This is a genomic window from Nostoc sp. DSM 114160, from assembly GCF_053470305.1.
The window spans coordinates 1,327,835-1,344,481 of the sequence record NZ_JBPFGO010000001.1; the positions used below are offsets into that span (position 1 = coordinate 1,327,835).

The 16,647-nt window shown below is 39.8% G+C and carries 15 protein-coding genes and 1 pseudogene; 10 read left to right on the plus strand and 6 right to left on the minus strand.

What is annotated here, in order from left to right; all coding sequences use genetic code 11:
* From NSTCB13_RS06255 to NSTCB13_RS06265, 3 genes are all read right to left on the minus strand, one after another.
* Positions 1-405, minus strand: coding sequence for a type II toxin-antitoxin system VapC family toxin (locus NSTCB13_RS06255; RefSeq protein ID WP_448271723.1), 405 nt, complete (start codon positions 403-405; stop codon positions 1-3).
* Positions 390-620: a type II toxin-antitoxin system Phd/YefM family antitoxin gene (locus NSTCB13_RS06260; protein WP_448271724.1), complete on the minus strand. Its 231-nt coding sequence runs from the start codon at positions 618-620 to the stop codon at positions 390-392. The genes NSTCB13_RS06255 and NSTCB13_RS06260 overlap by 16 nt, the downstream gene beginning before the upstream one ends.
* A 360-nt stretch (positions 621-980) precedes the next feature.
* Positions 981-3,431: an ATP-binding protein gene (locus NSTCB13_RS06265; RefSeq protein ID WP_448271726.1), complete on the minus strand. Its 2,451-nt coding sequence runs from the start codon at positions 3,429-3,431 to the stop codon at positions 981-983.
* A gap of 224 nt (positions 3,432-3,655) precedes the next feature.
* Between NSTCB13_RS06265 and NSTCB13_RS06270 the strand changes: the two genes are divergently transcribed.
* The 6 genes from NSTCB13_RS06270 to petJ all read left to right on the plus strand — a co-directional run bounded on the left by NSTCB13_RS06270 (position 3,656) and on the right by petJ (position 7,651).
* Positions 3,656-4,564: a carbohydrate ABC transporter permease gene (locus tag NSTCB13_RS06270; RefSeq protein WP_448269053.1), complete on the plus strand. Its 909-nt coding sequence runs from the start codon at positions 3,656-3,658 to the stop codon at positions 4,562-4,564.
* Positions 4,561-5,397, plus strand: coding sequence for a carbohydrate ABC transporter permease (locus NSTCB13_RS06275; RefSeq protein WP_448269054.1), 837 nt, complete (start codon positions 4,561-4,563; stop codon positions 5,395-5,397). The genes NSTCB13_RS06270 and NSTCB13_RS06275 overlap by 4 nt, the downstream gene beginning before the upstream one ends.
* Before the next feature lie 161 nt (positions 5,398-5,558).
* Positions 5,559-5,774, plus strand: a complete 216-nt coding sequence (locus tag NSTCB13_RS06280) for a hypothetical protein (protein WP_322695732.1) — start codon at positions 5,559-5,561, stop codon at positions 5,772-5,774.
* A gap of 134 nt (positions 5,775-5,908) precedes the next feature.
* A complete protein-coding gene (gene psbV, locus NSTCB13_RS06285) occupies positions 5,909-6,400 on the plus strand; it encodes a photosystem II cytochrome c-550 (protein ID WP_322695731.1) in 492 nt (163 codons plus the stop codon).
* Positions 6,401-6,642: 242 nt separating this feature from the next.
* Positions 6,643-7,062: a plastocyanin gene (gene petE / locus NSTCB13_RS06290; protein WP_448269056.1), complete on the plus strand. Its 420-nt coding sequence runs from the start codon at positions 6,643-6,645 to the stop codon at positions 7,060-7,062.
* Positions 7,063-7,306: 244 nt separating this feature from the next.
* Positions 7,307-7,651, plus strand: a complete 345-nt coding sequence (gene petJ, locus NSTCB13_RS06295) for a cytochrome c6 PetJ (RefSeq protein ID WP_289795865.1) — start codon at positions 7,307-7,309, stop codon at positions 7,649-7,651.
* Positions 7,652-8,352: 701 nt separating this feature from the next.
* Here the strand turns inward: petJ and NSTCB13_RS06300 are convergent.
* A complete protein-coding gene (locus NSTCB13_RS06300) occupies positions 8,353-9,783 on the minus strand; it encodes a hypothetical protein (RefSeq protein WP_448271728.1) in 1,431 nt (476 codons plus the stop codon).
* Between the two features lie 614 nt (positions 9,784-10,397).
* Between NSTCB13_RS06300 and NSTCB13_RS06305 the strand changes: the two genes are divergently transcribed.
* The gene (locus NSTCB13_RS06305; RefSeq protein WP_448271729.1) at positions 10,398-11,093 is read left to right on the plus strand and encodes an esterase/lipase family protein; all 696 of its coding nucleotides are present in this window, start codon (positions 10,398-10,400) and stop codon (positions 11,091-11,093) included.
* 100 nt (positions 11,094-11,193) lie between these two features.
* Positions 11,194-11,826 (plus strand): cytochrome b N-terminal domain-containing protein, encoded by a 633-nt coding sequence (locus NSTCB13_RS06310; protein WP_445628808.1) that lies wholly within the window; start codon positions 11,194-11,196, stop codon positions 11,824-11,826.
* A 183-nt stretch (positions 11,827-12,009) separates the two neighbouring features.
* Here NSTCB13_RS06310 and NSTCB13_RS06315 read toward each other — a convergent pair.
* Positions 12,010-13,341 (minus strand): annotated as a pseudogene (locus NSTCB13_RS06315) (IS4 family transposase).
* Between the two features lie 298 nt (positions 13,342-13,639).
* Positions 13,640-13,900, minus strand: coding sequence for a hypothetical protein (locus tag NSTCB13_RS06320; RefSeq protein ID WP_445628809.1), 261 nt, complete (start codon positions 13,898-13,900; stop codon positions 13,640-13,642).
* Positions 13,901-14,256: 356 nt separating this feature from the next.
* Between NSTCB13_RS06320 and NSTCB13_RS06325 the strand changes: the two genes are divergently transcribed.
* Positions 14,257-14,859, plus strand: coding sequence for a DUF3318 domain-containing protein (locus NSTCB13_RS06325; protein WP_448271730.1), 603 nt, complete (start codon positions 14,257-14,259; stop codon positions 14,857-14,859).
* Positions 14,860-14,985: 126 nt separating this feature from the next.
* Positions 14,986-16,530 (plus strand): hypothetical protein, encoded by a 1,545-nt coding sequence (locus NSTCB13_RS06330; protein WP_448271731.1) that lies wholly within the window; start codon positions 14,986-14,988, stop codon positions 16,528-16,530.
* Positions 16,531-16,647: the final 117 nt, after the last annotated feature.

Here is a 16,647-nt window from a genome sequence, read left to right on the forward strand (position 1 = left end):
CTACCAAATCACTTCTGAGTAGAAATTTGCTATCTCTCGATCGGCTGTAATTATTGCAGCTTGATTACTTCTGGCTAGTGCGACGACAACTCGATCTACTGGATCTCGATGATCCCATTCTAAATTGACACTTTCCATCCAAATATTTTCATCAATGGGTACAATCTGAACGGTACTAGACTTTTTCAGCCTTACTACGTATTCGTTAAGATTGACTCCTAAATCTAGTTTTTTATTTTTAATTTTTATCGCAATTTCCCATATAGCTATGGAAGGGACAAGACCATTTTTATCCTTTTCCATCTGGTTGCACGCTTCTTTAGCTTGTTCAGAAAGTTTGGCTGGATCTAAACTCCACCAGATTAGGGCACAAGTGTCAAGGACTATCTTCACAATTGTGTCCATTCGTCAGTGGTTGGTGTAGTTAAATCCTCAAAGTACTTCACTTTACCGCGTATTTCCCCAAATAACTCTTCTGTTGAAGGTGCTTGTGCGTATTTGGAAATTTTCACGACTGGCTTACCGCGATCGGTAACTACAATTTCTTCTCCTTCTGACTCTACAAGTCGTAAGAACTCAAGAAGTTGAGATTTGAGTTTACTTTTGGAAATTGATTTCATAATAACCGTAGTCATGACTATAGTCATATTTTAATAGGACATAGCATGAACTATTGCTTAAAACGCTGTATTTATTCAGTAAACCAGCACCAACGACGCTTGGAAGCATCCCAGGCATAATAAGCGGATTTGAACTGCTTCATAGCGGCTAAATACTGAGATAACATCAGTACTACATCACTATTTTGAGGGATATCATCCTCATCAATGAGATCAAGATAGTCAAGCGATGTTTCTGAATCTAATAGCCAGAAGTACCCCACGAATACTTAGAACCTTTGGAAGCGATCGCCGCAACCGGAAGACGAATTATTTTTTACGATCGATCGGGGTGTGGAAATAGCGATCGCTAGCCTATTACTAATACAATCCCCATTCTAATTTTAGAGTTTCTAACTTAGGATTTTTTACACTCATTCTCCTACACTCTTCCAAAAATTCTTTAACTTGTTCCTCGTTAAGACTTAAGCCACCATCTTGTAGATTATTAATGTAAGTAATTACATCTGAAGTTGTTAAAGCCGAACTTATTTCTTCTAAAAGAAGAGCATTTCTGACTTCCCGGCAAACTAACTCAATATCAGATGAAGTAAATCTCCCACTTTTATCTGCCAGAATTTCAAAGTTGATTAGCTGATTCATATCAATTTTTGATAGGTAGTGTTTGAATAAATCTATTCTTTCTACTCGATCGGGTGGAAAAACAGGAATTTTCCAATCTAATCTACCAGAACGCTTCAAAGCACTATCAATGCCACTCAAATAGTTAGTAGCAGCAATAACAATTACATCACTATTTTGCAGATTATTTAGTTCTATGAGTAATTGGTTGATAGTTGCCTTTTGATCTGTGTGTGCGTTATCTTCATTACGATTAAACCCAATACTGTCTAATTCATCAATAAATAAAAGTGAAGGTGATTTTTTCTTAGCTTGAGCAAAGATATCTCGAATATTCTTTTGACTTTGCCCTATCCAAACACTGACAATATCAGCAGGAGAGAACTTAAAGAAATATCTTCCAGACTCATTAGCAAAGGCATTTGCTAGTAAAGTTTTACCACATCCCGGTAAGCCATAAAAAAGAATTCCACCAATTGAACTTTTATATCCTTTAGATTGCAGCTTCAGAAGTCTAGTTAGTTTTTCTTTTTCTTCACTCAGCCCTTGTACTTGGCTAAAGTCAAGTTTAAATTCTTTGACGCGGTTAGTAATTGGATATGCTTGGACTAAACTAGGTTTTTTAGCTCCATAATTAAAAGATGGATAGTCGATAGAGTCAAAGGATACTGGGACTAATTGGTGTTTTTCATAATCAGGAGCCATGATTACAACTTGGAAGCGATCGCCATAATATTCAGAAAACTTATATTCTAATATTTCCTTTAGTTTTTTCAGCTGGTAATAGTTGCGTGCTATCTCAAAACCGGGAATTACCAACCAAAGGCTTTCTAATTGATTTGGCCATACTTTTGATTTCCTTAAAACTCTTTTAATTGAATCTAAAAAGAGATTGTTATCTTGAAACTCTTGGTATTTGAGCGTTTCTATTTCAACCACTACCTGATTTTTTACATAGACTTCTATAATTTCACTTTGGTACTCTTGATCGTCGTCTGATGTATCTTCATCGATTGTTTCTTCATCCCTAGAAGTCAACTCAACTTCACAGCCAATATTAGACAATCCATATCCTAGACTTTCCAACGTTTTAATCGCAAAATACTTAAGGTAGATATATTCTTTACTTTCTTGCTGCCATTTCAAAGTGTAAAAATGCTCAGTTTTCATCTTCAGCAATAACTGAGACTCAGCTTGGATTTGAGCCTTTTGTAATTCTACAAAGTAATCTTGCAAAGATGCATCCTCTTCCTCTATTTCATAATACGGAAGTTCCAGTAGTAGACGGAAATGGGCATACACTTCCTCTTGATATTCAATCGAAGTTTCATTTGGATATTTACATCGGAGAGTAAAAGTAAAAGGAATTTTACTAGCAACTTTATCTACCAAATATCCTAAAGCATCTTCTTGTTGATGAGCTTGGATTTCTAATGCCGATGGACAATGAAATAAGATAAAAAATTGTTCAGAATTATATTTATTGGCATATAAAGATATCTGTTCAAACTGCCGATCGAATTTTTCTGAATCAAGCAATTCTAAACCAGTGTTGCCAAGTATAATGCTAGTCATAGTTGAGCGATAAAATTGAAAAATACTAGCATCAGAGATAGGATTTTCTTGTTCATCTTCACAATCTTTATCTTCTGAGACAAGATTTGTAGGAATTTTCCTATTAGCAATTTTAGGTATACTATTATAGCCTCCATACTGAGATTTTCTAATTAATTCATAATTAAAGATTTTGACAACAATATCACAGAAGAAATCTTCTACTTGCGGAATCAAAAAAATACCAACTGGCTGCTGAGAATCTAAACACGCTTGGAATCGTTCATATTCTTGTTCAGAGCCAAAATCAAACAAGTAGTAGAAAAAATCATGCTTGACTGAAATTGCCTCTTTTAGTTTGTCTGAAATTGATTCAGATTCAGCAACTTCATTTGTTGGTTTTACACCTTTAAGAGAAATAGCTATTTTTGTATCTAACGGAATATGCAAATCCAACCGAGGATTTGCACAAAGCCCCAATTCATCAAGAGCAGTATTAAAATCATCTATGAATGATTGACTTCTACGCTGGTAGCCAAACTGTTCTATGATAGTTTTGACCCGTAGGCTTTTTTGACTTTTACCAGTTCTCTGGAGTTTATTTTTGATCGAACGTAAGTAAACTGTATATGACATTTTGTGTCCTATTGCTTGAATCGGGTTAATATATAGTTCCCTAAGTTGCATATCCAGCTAACTCATACAAGCGATGTCTTTTGACTTGCTGCTTTTATCTACGCTTTCCAAAGGTAGAGAATTATTTGATCGGGTGAAATATTTTTGTACAGGAGTACGATAAATAATCATGTACAACCCATCGCTACAGTCGGGTGAGTGCGAGATTCATCGGAGGTTCAGTAGTGTTTGAAATTAGCAGGCGGCGCAGAAACCACAAGTGGAACATCACTGAAGACTTGGCTGGGTATATGTTCATGATGCCCACCATTCTAGTTTTGGGAACTTTTGTAGTCTTACCCATTCTCTACGCCGTTTTTCTTTCCTTGCAAAAAGTCCAACTTCTCGGCGGTATTGAGTACGAATTCATCGGTTTTCGCAACTTCACACGATTAGCTGAAGATGAAAGAGTTTGGATTGCTTTGAGAAACACAGCCGAATATGTAGCTCTTGTTGTGCCAACTCAAACTATCCTGGCTTTAATTCTGGCAGTAACTCTGAATTCTGGGATTCGCGGTAAAAACTGGTGGCGCATCCTCTATTTTTTGCCGACAGTCACTTCTTCAGCAGTGCTGACACTCATCTTTATGTGGATTTATAACACTGATGGGCTACTAAACGATTTTCTCGCTTTTGTGGGGCTACCTACTTATAACTGGTTGGGCGATCCAGCAGTTGCCCTCAAAGGCATTACGATCATGAACATTTGGTCCACTGCACCGTTTTTCATGGTGATTTATCTGGCGGCGTTGCAAGATATACCCCAAACACTTTACGACGCCGCAGAACTGGATGGCGCAAATGGATGGCAGCAATTTATCCACATTACTCTTCCCTTGCTTAAGCCTGTAACCTTCTTTGTGGTAACAGTAGGGGTAATTTGGACTTTTCAACTTTTTGACCAGTCTTACATCTTTTCTGGCGGTACTGGCGGGCCAAACAACGCTACCTTAACTGTGGTGCTGCTGATTTATCAAGCTGTATTTCGGAATTTACAAATGGGATATGCAGCTGCGATCGCATTTTTGTTAGCAGCTGCCATCGTTGCCATCACTTTGATTCAGCGACGATTTTTCGGAGGCGAACGGATTTGACTAATACCTCTGGCTTATCTTGGCTCAAAGCCCTGTTGTACGTCTTGCTGACACTCTATGCCATCATTACCCTAATTCCCTTTCTCTGGGCACTTTCAGCATCATTTAAGCCGCTAACAGAGATTGTCAATGGTGAACCCAACTTTCTCCCCAAGAATTTTACTCTTGACAACTACAGGCAAATCTTTCTCCAAGAACCGCTATTTTGGCGCTGGTTGTTTAACAGTGTAGCGATCGCACTCAGCGTCACGGTTTTAAACTTGTTGTTAAATTCAATGGCTGGTTATGCCTTGGCAAGACTGCGCTTTGTGGGCAAGCGCTTTTGGTTCTTCCTAATTTTGGCAGTACTAGCAGTACCGACGCAAATCACCCTGATTCCGACATTTTTGATTTTAAAAGCGATCGGCTGGCTGAATTCTTATCAAGGCATGATTGTTCCTAGCATGGTTAATGCCACTTTTATCTTCATGATGCGGCAGTTTTTCGTTAATTTTCCTAAAGAACTAGAAGAAGCAGCACAACTCGATGGCTTAAATACCTTTGGAATTTTTCGACACATTGTTTTACCTTTAGCAAAACCAGCACTAGCAGCACAGGCAGTTTTTGTGTTCATGGGGAGTTGGAATAATTTTTTACTGCCCATAGTTATCCTATTTGACCCAGAAATGTTTACCCTCCCCTTGGGGCTGAACACCTTCAAAGGTCAATACATCAGCTATTGGAACTACATTATGGCGGCTTCTATGGTCTTTACCCTGCCAGCTTTAGGCATTTATGCCTTTTTTAATCGTTACTTCATTCAAAGCGTCAGCTTTACCGGGGGAAAAGGTTAATAGTCATTAGTCATTAGTCAACAGTTAAAAATTCTTCCCCTGCTTTCCCTGCCCCCTGCCCCCTCCCATTCCCCAAACAGTATTTTGGGCAACAAATTGCACTCCTAACGTGATATTGGTATTACAGCGACTCAATCTCTATCTATCAGTAAACAAGCATTATGGGTTTTGCAGACCTATCGATCGCAGAGATAGCAGCCGACTACAGCATTCCTGTAGAACAAGTGTTTTCTCTGTGCAACCAACTGGGAATCGCCTACAAACACCAAAAGACCCGTTTGGCGTTAGAAGATGCAAGGGCAATTATTTCCCAAATATCCTCTGAAATACGCCCCAAAGGTACTAACGACTTGGTGGGCGATCGCGAAGTCCCCTGAAGGGTTATCTCAGAACTTTCGCTAATAACTGATAGCTAATGATAAAAAACTAATGAGTCATTAGCAATTAGCAGCTTGGAGATTGAGAATCGCGTTCTTAGCTGTGTTGAGCGTCAAAATCTTTAAGGGGAAACATGTTTATAAGACTAATTGGCGTTGTTATGGCTACTGTTTTACTCTCGTTTCAGTTGATTGTCGGTAGCGCGACAGCAGTGGAACTAGACAAAGCTACCCGAACAGTGCCATTAAATGCTCAAGGTGATACCGTTGTACTCAGCCTTAAACAAGTCAAAGAAGGCAAACGCTTATTTAATTACGCTTGCGCCCAATGTCATGCTGGTGGAGTTACCAAGACAAACCAAAACGTGGGACTCACTCCAGAGGACTTAGCACTGGCAACACCTAACCGGAACAACATTGAAGGTTTAGTAGATTACCTAAAAAATCCCACTACTTACGATGGTGAAGAAGAGATTTCCGAAATACACCCCAGTATCAAAAGCGCAGATATTTTCACAGCAGTGCGAAATCTGACGGATGATGACTTGGAAGCGATCGCCGGTCATATTCTCTTACAACCCAAAATCGTTGGTACTAAGTGGGGAGGCGGAAAAATCTATTACTAAATCTCGGAGTTGAGTCATTGGGAATAGGGTATTGGGCATTGGGAATAGGGCATTGGAAAGAATTCAGTCCCTACTCTTAATCCCCCGTTCCCCATTCCCCATTTACTGATTATTGGACAGCTTTTTGCAATAAATTGCTCTCCATTCTAAAAAAAAAATGGATCTATGACAGATTGTCATACTTTGGTGTTGATTTTATTTAAAATGAGAAAGGGAAAAAAATTGATTGTTAGGAGAGAGCTATGAAATTAATTTCGGTAAGCTGGCGACGCCTTAGTTTAGCTGTGTTGACAATCCTTTTAGTTGTTAGCAGCTTTGCTGTTTTTACTCCCAGTGCTTCGGCTGAAACCTACAAGGTGAAATTGGGTAGCGATAAAGGACTGCTAGCATTTGAACCGAAAAAGTTGACCATTAAACCAGGTGACACTATTGAATGGGTGAACAATAAAGTTCCTCCTCATAATGTTGTGTTTGATGCTGCCAAAAACCCCACTAAGAGTGCCGATTTAGCTAAATCTTTGTCTCATAAGAAGTTGCTCATGAGTCCTGGTCAAAAGGAAACAACCACCTTTGCAGCAGACGCACCTGCTGGTGACTACACCTTCTACTGTGAACCTCATCGTGGTGCTGGCATGGTTGGTACAATTACTGTCCAAGGCTAGAAACACCAGCGTTTGACACGAGATGATTACTCAATGAAATTAGCTCATCGCCACACGCTACACTCCTAGAGTGACGCATAAAATGCAGAAATGGCGGTAACGAGTTCTATCCTTCCCTAAGACGCTAAACAATCTGTAGCGATCGAGGAGTGAACTTGTTACCGCCAATTTTGATCAAATTTGACTTAATCAGGGATTAATCGCGTTTATACTCTTGCTGGAGGCTTGTTGCGAGGAAATACTGTTGAGAATACTTTTATTAATTCTACTGTCGGCGATCGCCCTATTCAAATTCACATTCATTAGTCCAGCACTAGCTGCCGAAACATCCAACGGTGCTAAAATTTTCGAGGCTAACTGCGCTTCTTGCCATATAGGTGGCGGTAATATCCTTATCAGCCAGAAAACCCTGAAAAAGGAAGCATTGTCAAAGTACCTAGAAAATTACAATCAAGACTCAATCGAGGCGATTATCCATCAAGTACAAAATGGTAAAAATGCCATGCCTGCTTTTAAAGCCAAGTTAAGTTCTGAGGAGATTCTAGAGGTAGCTGCTTACGTTTTTCAAAATGCAGAACAAGGTTGGTAAAGTAGCTATACTGTATAGTTTTTTTGGGGTGAGCGTTTGCCTATCTTTAGTTAATAGCTAACAGTTAATAGCTAACTAGACACTCACCCGAAAACATTGGATAATTTATTTGTTGAAAATCCCAAGCCTGCATTTCCTTCTTAGAACCTTCTAACGAACTTCTAAACTAAGTATTATGTATCACGAACTAGCGATCGCTAATTCGTCAACGACTAAAAACAATATTTTAAATGCAAAACCCTGATGTAGAGACGCGATTTATCCTGTCTTGAAACTACACCAATAACTTTAAACTCAAACGTATTGTATTTTAACGTGAGTTCGACGAGTGCTATTTTGACCTCTCCCCCAGCCCTTCTCCTACCAGGAAAGGGGAGCAAAAACCCTCCTTACTCGTTACTCCTCCCTCTCCTTACCCAGACAGCACTCGCGTTCGCCTTTTAGGAGAGGGAGGCTGTCCGGGAGAGGTCTGTGGAACTTACGTTATTTTAAACAGGACTTATGCAAGAAAATTTTTCAGATAGGGATAATACCCTACGGTTACTCCAGTTGAGAACTCGTAGAGTAGACGCTGCAAATGCGTCTAGATAAATTACCCCTATCTAAATCCGAAATTATCAACGGGCGATTATTTTTCTGGATTAGACTTTTGTCTGTTTTCCTTAACTTCGCGCAACCGTTCTACTAATTTTTTATCCGATTCAGCAGCAGATGTAGACTGACCCCTGATTGATTTTCGGCAACAATAAAGGTTCAGAAGTAGTAGCTGCCGATGAAGGCGTAGGCTGGTTATTTTGAATTTGCAGTTCAGATAATGGTTTGGGAGTAGCTGGTGTAATTAATGGTTTGAGAGTACCTGTTGGTGAGGACGTAGGCGGGTTATTTCTGATTTGTAAATTAGGTAATGGTTTAAAAGTAGCTGCTGGTGAGGGGGTAAGCTGATTGTTATTGCTTGCCGGTGCAGATAATAATGAGGGGTTTTGCTCTTGAGTAGTCTCAGTAAGATTGCTCGTGCTGTTTTGGAAACGTAGGTTAAATGGATAGGAACTAATCTGTTTATCACCCTTGGGAGATTGCTTGTTGAAGTATTGCCTTGCTTTTAATTGCAATTCCGGGGAAATTAACTTGTCTTGAAATTTGATATCTAAAACCTTACCATCAGGATCTACAACCAATACTCCCAAAACAGCACCTTCAAGATTTGACTTATTTGTAGATAATGTTTGACGGATGACTGGTTTTTGTTCAGCGTTGGGGTATTGTCGCTGGACTTCCTTTCTCAGGTTGGCGTAGGAGTCTAGCTGTGCAATTGCCTGTTGAGTTCCCTTCGCTGATAAATCCGCTGTTTGTAACGTGCTTCCCCTAGTTCCAATTAAAGTACCCCCATTCGTTGGAGCTTGTTTTAGGGAATTTATTAGCGGATTTTGAGGAATTGTAGACGACGCATTCAGAATTGGTTGCGTCATTGGCTGTGAAGTTGTATTTACCTGTGCCGTTGCAACGGGTGTACTGTCAGATAAGATTGGAGGCTGGGGATTTCGCAGAAGATCGGCAGGTATTTGCTGCGACTGCAATTCTGGCAACCTATTTACAGGTAGCGGCTTAGGTGGCTCGTATTTGGCGACGCTCTCACTCACATTCACACGAGGAACTGGTCGAGAGAATCTGGCGCTGGTATTAAATTTAGAACTATCAAATTTAGACGCATCAAACCGCAAATTATCACTCGGAATCATCCGCAAAGACTGCTTTGTAGGTAAGGAAGAGACTCGATAGTTATTCGATGATGCCGGTAGCGGAGGTAATACCAGCTGACTGGATGGTGATGGCGCTAATGGCGTTAATCCCGGTGGGACACTAAAGTTTGGAGCCGCAAGTGGGGCGACTGGAGGTAATTGTTGTAAACCAATTTGAGGTGTGCTTTGCGGCAGACGGTTTTGGTCAGCTTGGCTCAATTCCAAAAGTCCAACTGTTTTGGATGATGCTGTTTCTTTGGGCTTGTTAGACTCCATCGGCATCAATGGTACGATCATGGCGATCGCACCGTGGATACCAAGAGAGGCTATAGCTGCTATCCCAATTGGCTGGCTTAAGATGTCTGGTATATTTTTCAGCAGGGAAACGTAAGACATGGCTGTTATCGTTCACTCACTCAGTTGCAGTTGAATAGCGATTTTCTCTTTCCGGCATTGCAATATTTTGCAAGAGATGCGTTCTTCATAAGGAAATAATAACTTTCTCAGTTGGCAATCAAAACGCCAAAATTGCCATTTATTCAAGTTTTTAATTAATTAATGACGCTGTATCATATTTTCAAAATTCGAGCTTGCTAAACAGATATTTGAAAAATTACTACTTTTGATTTTTTATTGTTATGACGCACACAATTAAAATTAATATCTGGGAGTTTTATAAAGTTTAAGTAAACGCACAGGTTTGAATACATCAAAACATCTGCCGAAGTTGCCTGGTTTTTTCAACTGTTTTTCAGTCAACTACACTTCTGTAACAGATGACACATGTGTTTGTCTGAGACTGCGCCCTATTTGAAAATACTACCACATCGGCAGCCCCTCAAACTGTTGTAAATTGTACAATTTTATTGACATTTTAGCCTGAAATCTCACTAAGGCTATTGGTTTTTTCTCCAAGGAGTGAGTCAGGCGATCGCAATTCTAGCTCTCGAACATGACTACTTCTTCGTCAAAAAAGTTCAAACCCTCAATCATTGCATCCAAAATTTCTAATGCCGTTACCGACAGTTATTGTGCCTGGATATCTAGAAAGTGCGATCGCTTATCGCCAACTAGAACAATCCCTACAGCAGTTAGATTTTCCCACAGTTACAGTGCCACTGCGACGGCGTGACTGGCTCCCCACTCTCGGAGTAAGACCTGTAATATCGATTTTGCAACAACTCGATTACACGATCGAGGATATATTACGTCAATATAATGCTACTCAAATTAACTTAATCGGTCACTCCGCCGGAGGTTGGATATCCCGCATTTACATGGGAGAAAAGCCCTATTTAGCGCGCGGTGATGTCAAACCATTTCTCTGGCAAGGGCATCCCTTGGTTGCTACTCTCATCACTTTAGGTACACCCCATATTAGCCAAGAACGCTGGACACGCTCCAATCTAGATTTTGTCAACAATAACTACCCAGGAGCTTTTTACAAAAACGTTCGTTACGTTTGTGTGGCTGGCAAAACTATCTTTGGCAAAAGGCGGCCTGGTAGTTGGTTAGCTTATAGTAGTTACCAATTAACCTGTGGTAAGGGTAACACTTGGGGAGATGGCATTACGCCCATCGAAGCTGCTCATTTGGAGGGGGCAGAAAATCTGGTGATTGAAGGTGTCAAGCATTCTCCCAGAAGTCCTGGAATTTGGTATGGCTCACCAGAACCCTTAAAAGCTTGGGTACAAAATTTGATTTAAAAAATTTTATTTTTATATAAGAAAAGTAAAATTTATTAAAATTTCTTAGCTAAAATCGTAATAAGAATAAATACTTAGTTAAGAACAGGAGGGGTGAGCCATGCAAAGCACCCAGTTCGATAAGATTTTGCGAAGAATAGCGACGATATTATCAGTCGTGATTTTGACTCTGTGTTTAATTTATATCTCTACCGGAGTAATGCTTTCTTTTTACTATGAACCGACAGCAGGCGGAGCTTATAACTCATTAAAGATGATTAATACACAACTGCCATACGGCTGGTTGTTTTGGAGAGCGCATGATATTGCTGGTAACGGGGTAATTGCGATCGCTCTCATTCAAATTGTGGTGATGTTTTTAGGTCGGCAATTTCGCAAGAGTTGGCTGGCTGCTTGGATTAGTGTGATTTTGTTAACCCTAAGTGCGATCGGGCTGGATTGGACAGCAATGATTCTAGATTGGACTCAGGAAGGATACTGGCGTTTTAGCATTGAGCTAGGAACCATCGAAGCCATTCCTTTGATTGGTGGGCAACTGCGCGAAATCCTGACTGGTGGTGGAGCTATTAACACAATTACCGTCGAACACCTTTACACAATCCACAGTTATCTGATTTCGGTAACGACGCTAATTCTCGCCATAGTACATTTATCTGCTTTACTCTGGCAGGAATGGCAAATGTATCAAGAAGCGCCAAAATTAGAAAACGAATTTATTCCTTCCCAAAGCTAATAAAGAGGAAAGGGGGCAGGGGGCAGGGCTTTCAAGGGCAGGCTTTTAGGCTTTCGATAAATAGTTGAGAATGTTCTCAATTATTGAACGTAGTTTTAAGTTCTCAGACAATGGTTTTGGTTTTAAAATCCCAAAAATTTGTCTAATCAAAAAAACCTGCCCCAGAAAGAGGGGGCAGGGGGCCTACCGTGTATACACAAGTCCACCCTGAGCAAGTTTCCAGCCTAAAAAGATGGATTCAAATTGCCTCAAACCTCGAACGAGGGTATGCATCCCCGGAGGTCTTTGAGAGAAGTAACCAGACCATCCACCCAGGCGAGCTTTTGGATCGAGTAGCCCAGGGTAAACAACCCAGGGGATAAGGATTTTGCAGTTTTTCGCTATCACCTTCAACAGAAGATTGAATTACTCCTAAGCATTGTTGCTGCTTTTCACAAAAGGTAAGCGCAGCCGAAAGCTGAGTATTGTCGCGCCCTTCAACCATTTGTAAGGTTCGGACAGCTACGGACAAAGCCAAGATTGTCAGGCGTTGAATAGCGATCGCAGACTCTAACTGAGTAGCTTCTAAATTTAATCCTGCTGTTTTGAGGGTGGCAAAGAGTTGTTCAATCTTCCATCGCCACCCGTACCATTGAATCACTCGCAGTGCCTGTTCTAAGCAAACAACTTCGTGTGTGGTTAGTAACCGCCAATGAATCGGTTCTTGTCCTGCGGGTGGTTGGACTTCCAAAGCTTCAACAGCCAACTTGGGTTACGCTAGTGGGATAGCCAAAAACGCTTAATTTATCTGGGCGTTGAATCTCAACTTGTCCACAACGAACAATAAGCATTGCTTCTCTTGGCATTCGCTTTCGACGTGAGTCTGTAGGTATGTTAATGATATAAGTACCTTCACATGGTTGCTCCCCTTAAGTAATCGAACAGTGATTGAGATCGCCCTAACAATCGACGGTCTTGGCAAGCGCGGATCAGTAAATGATTGTTTTTGTTGGGTACAGTGGCAAATTCCTCAAATAGATCGGATTCGCGATCGCCAATGTGAGTTCCCATCTTTGCCCTACCCGCTTCAAAGCATTTCTGGCTCTCCGATGCCGATGCTAACCATTTGTAGGATTCTTTCTCCTCAATTGGTAAATTTTTATAGCCCCGTTCATATTTATCTGCATGGTCAATATCTCGGCTGCACAATTGTATGGTGCTTAATCCCAAAGTAAATCCACTCTCACCATCCAATACCAGTGTTGGATGAATATAAAACCCTACATCTGTGTTGTTTCCTACTACTCCTAATCCTGCTGGTGACAGCCTACCTAAATGAGACTGCAAGTTGATTTCGCTACTATCACTTATCGCTAATACGTGCTTTTCTGCTACACGAAGCTGGCAATCAACCGCAATCCTACGTACTAGTTCTGATACTGTGATATTTTCATTCTCCAAAAACCGATAATAACCCATCTGTTCTGCCCAATTTCGACTTATTTGCCGGATATTTATCGATTGGTGTTTTTGTATCGCTTCATATAATGCTGCCCCCTTTTTATCAACCGAGCGTCTCCAAATGCCTTTGCTGGTATCATCGCAGCGTGAATTAAGATTGGATTATCCATGTTTTTGCTTCTCAAAAATCCTCTGCACCTACTTTACATCCGACTTGTGTATACACGGTAGCCTTGTAAAGGGGAGGGGCTGGGGGAGAGGTCAAAATAGCACTCGTCGAACTCACGTTAAAATTGGTGATGAAATATAAAGCTGAGAATTAGATAAACAAAACCCCACTTTTAGGTGGGGTTTTGTTTATGAAGAAAATTGGCTATGTAGGATGGTAATCTGGCTGATTGGATATATCTTTTGGGGGGCGATCGCTACTCCAAGCCCACCACACAGAACCACAGTGACAGTAATAAAACTCTTGCCATTTGCGACGACGGTCTTCCGTAAGAACAGGCGATCGCCGATTTAGCCAAACTTTCTCAGCTTCTAGGCTACTTGAGTGGCAGTTAGGACAGCAAAAATCATAAGCGTGTATTGCCTTATTTGTCCATTCAGGTGGGAGGGGAGCAAAAGCGTCCATGTAGTTACAAATATAGTCTTAATGGCAAGCCAAAACTTTGAGGTTTGGAATTTGGCGGCAAAGGAATACTATAAAATCCCGCCATACTATCAAACTGCTGAATAAATATTCTTATAGCTCAATCTGAATCTATTCAATGACTGCGAGAGCATCTCATAAATCAAAGGTTAACACGAAAACTTTATTTTTTACACACATAGTAGTACGCCTTGGCAACGTCGGCGGGGATAAGGGGCAGGGGAAAGGGACTCATGTTTTTTATCCCTTACCCTTTTCCCTTTACCCAACCTCCACTTAACATTTTTGGGTTGGCAGACTACTAGTTACTATGCACATTATGGCTAATAATTAAATTTATGGAGCCAAATGTTGAAATTCGCCGTTTGTTAGATGTGATGCCTGCTTCTGGTCGGATGACGACAAAAATCGTCAGTAAGCCAGAGCAAACAAAAGTAATTGACGCTTCCTTTCCTCAACCCTGGAACCAAGCGCGACCGATATATATTAATTTTGATTTGTGGCGTCGCCTGACAAAGCCGCAACGAGACTTGCTGCTGTTGCAGATGGTTAGCTGGTTGACGGGGGTAAAGTGGTTTAAACCCGACATTTATCAAGGCGTGGTGTTGGCTGGGCTGTTAGGCGGAATATTGGAAGCAGCACAATCAGATGTAGTAGGCGTTGCTGTCGCTGGGGGATTAAGTGCGATCGCTGCTTTTCGGATCTGGCGCACTAATAAATCTCAAGAGTCAGAGTTAAATGCCGATGCAGCCGCGATTAAAATAGCACAGCGGCGTGGTTATTCAGAAGTTGAAGCAGCCCAGCATCTATTATCAGCAATTGAAGCGGTAGCCAAAATTGAAGGGCGTTCCAGTTTCAATTTTACTGAGTTGATTCGTTGCCAAAACTTACGAGCGATCGCAGGTTTATCACCTGTGGGTATACCAGAAAGTTATAAGTAAAAATGAGTAATAATTCATAAGTCATAACCTATCCGTCTGAGTAGTTTAAGAATCAGAAGAATATGTGATGATGATAGCATTTACAGCAATATTGACGCTCCAAACAAATTGGATTATAAACTAACAATGTTAAGCAATAAAATTAGCAAAGATACTTCAAAAGTATCTTTTAATTCTCCTTGGTTTATTATTATTCTTTTTTCTTTTCTTGGTTTAATAGGTATTCTTAATCATTCTATGTGGCGAGATGAACTAAATCCCTGGCTGATTGTCAGAGATAGTGGCTCATTGGGGGATTTAATTGCAAATATTCATTATGAAGGTCATCCGGTTCTATGGTATTTTGCTCTGGCAATTCTGAGAAAAATAGTCGCCGATCCTATTATAATGCAAATTTTTCATTTGGCAATTACTGTTATTTCTGTTACACTTTTTTGCCTGTATAGTCCTTTTAACTATCAACAAAAATTTCTATTTTCCTTTGGTTTTTTTCCTTTTTACGAATATCTTTTAATTTCTCGAAACTATGCCTTTAGTATGTTATTTGTTTTTGCATTCTGTACAGTTTTTGCATCTAGAAAAATAACTTATGCTTATTTGGCAATTTTATTGGGTTTACTCGCGAATAGTAGTGCTTATGGTTTACTAGTATCATTTTCTTTATTATTGACTTTGCTGGTTGAATTTTGCTTTGATAGCGAACATCGGCAGCAGTATTTTAGTCAAGCCCAAAGGTATGACTTAGCTTTAAGTATTGGAATTATCACATTATCTTTTATTTTATCCATTTATATTATTACTCCTCCAACAGATAGTTATCTTCACGGTGGGTTAAATAATGGTTGGCTAATAGAATTAGATATCCGTCATCTGTTGAGAAGCGTTGGCAGAGTATTTGGTAGTTATTTCTTAATTATTCCTACACATAAAAGATGGCTGGATTTAATTGTTTGTGCGATAATTGCTTTATTTTTTGTAGTTTTAACTTTAATAAAATTATCTGAAAAGCCAGTTGTTTTCTTTTTCTACATGATAGGTAATTGTATATTATTTGCCTTTACATACTTGAGATTTTTAGGTATGCCACGGCATTTTGGGCATTTTTATTTAGTTTTAATAGCGGCTTTATGGCTGGGAAGTTATTATCACAAGTCTATAGTTATCCTTAGTAAAATTTCTATTCTTCCAAGTTCAATTACATTTATTCATAAATGGCATTATGTCGCTTTGATGCTCATTCTTTATGTCCAGTTTGGAGGAGGAATTTATAGTTTTTCAAGAGATTTAGTTATACCATTTTCTGCTAGTCGCGAAACAGCCCAGTATATTCATAAATCTGGATTGGATAATGAGTTTATTGTTGCCAGCCGAGATGCGAATATGGCTCCTTTATCAGGTTATCTCAATCGAAAGTTTTACTATCCAGAGATTGAAAAAATGGGAAGCTTTACTTTATTTAAAAAAGGTCGTCAAGAAGTAGAACAAGCTGAGATATTAAGCCAGATTAATTCTTTACTTCAAAATCAAGATGAGCGAAAGAAAGTTTTGCTGATTTTAAATAAAAAACTGAATGTTAACCGCAATGATTTGAAAATTGTTCCGATCAAAGATTTTCAGAGAGGCTGGGTGGATAATGAAAGATATTATCTTTATTGGGTAGATGAAGTATAAGAATAATGTGCCATAGAACTTTGTAGTTTAAGATGGTAGAGACTTTTTTCTACTAAAGGATCGGCATTTACATTTGAGTGTGTCGCCAAAACACCTCAAAAATAACACTTTTGCATC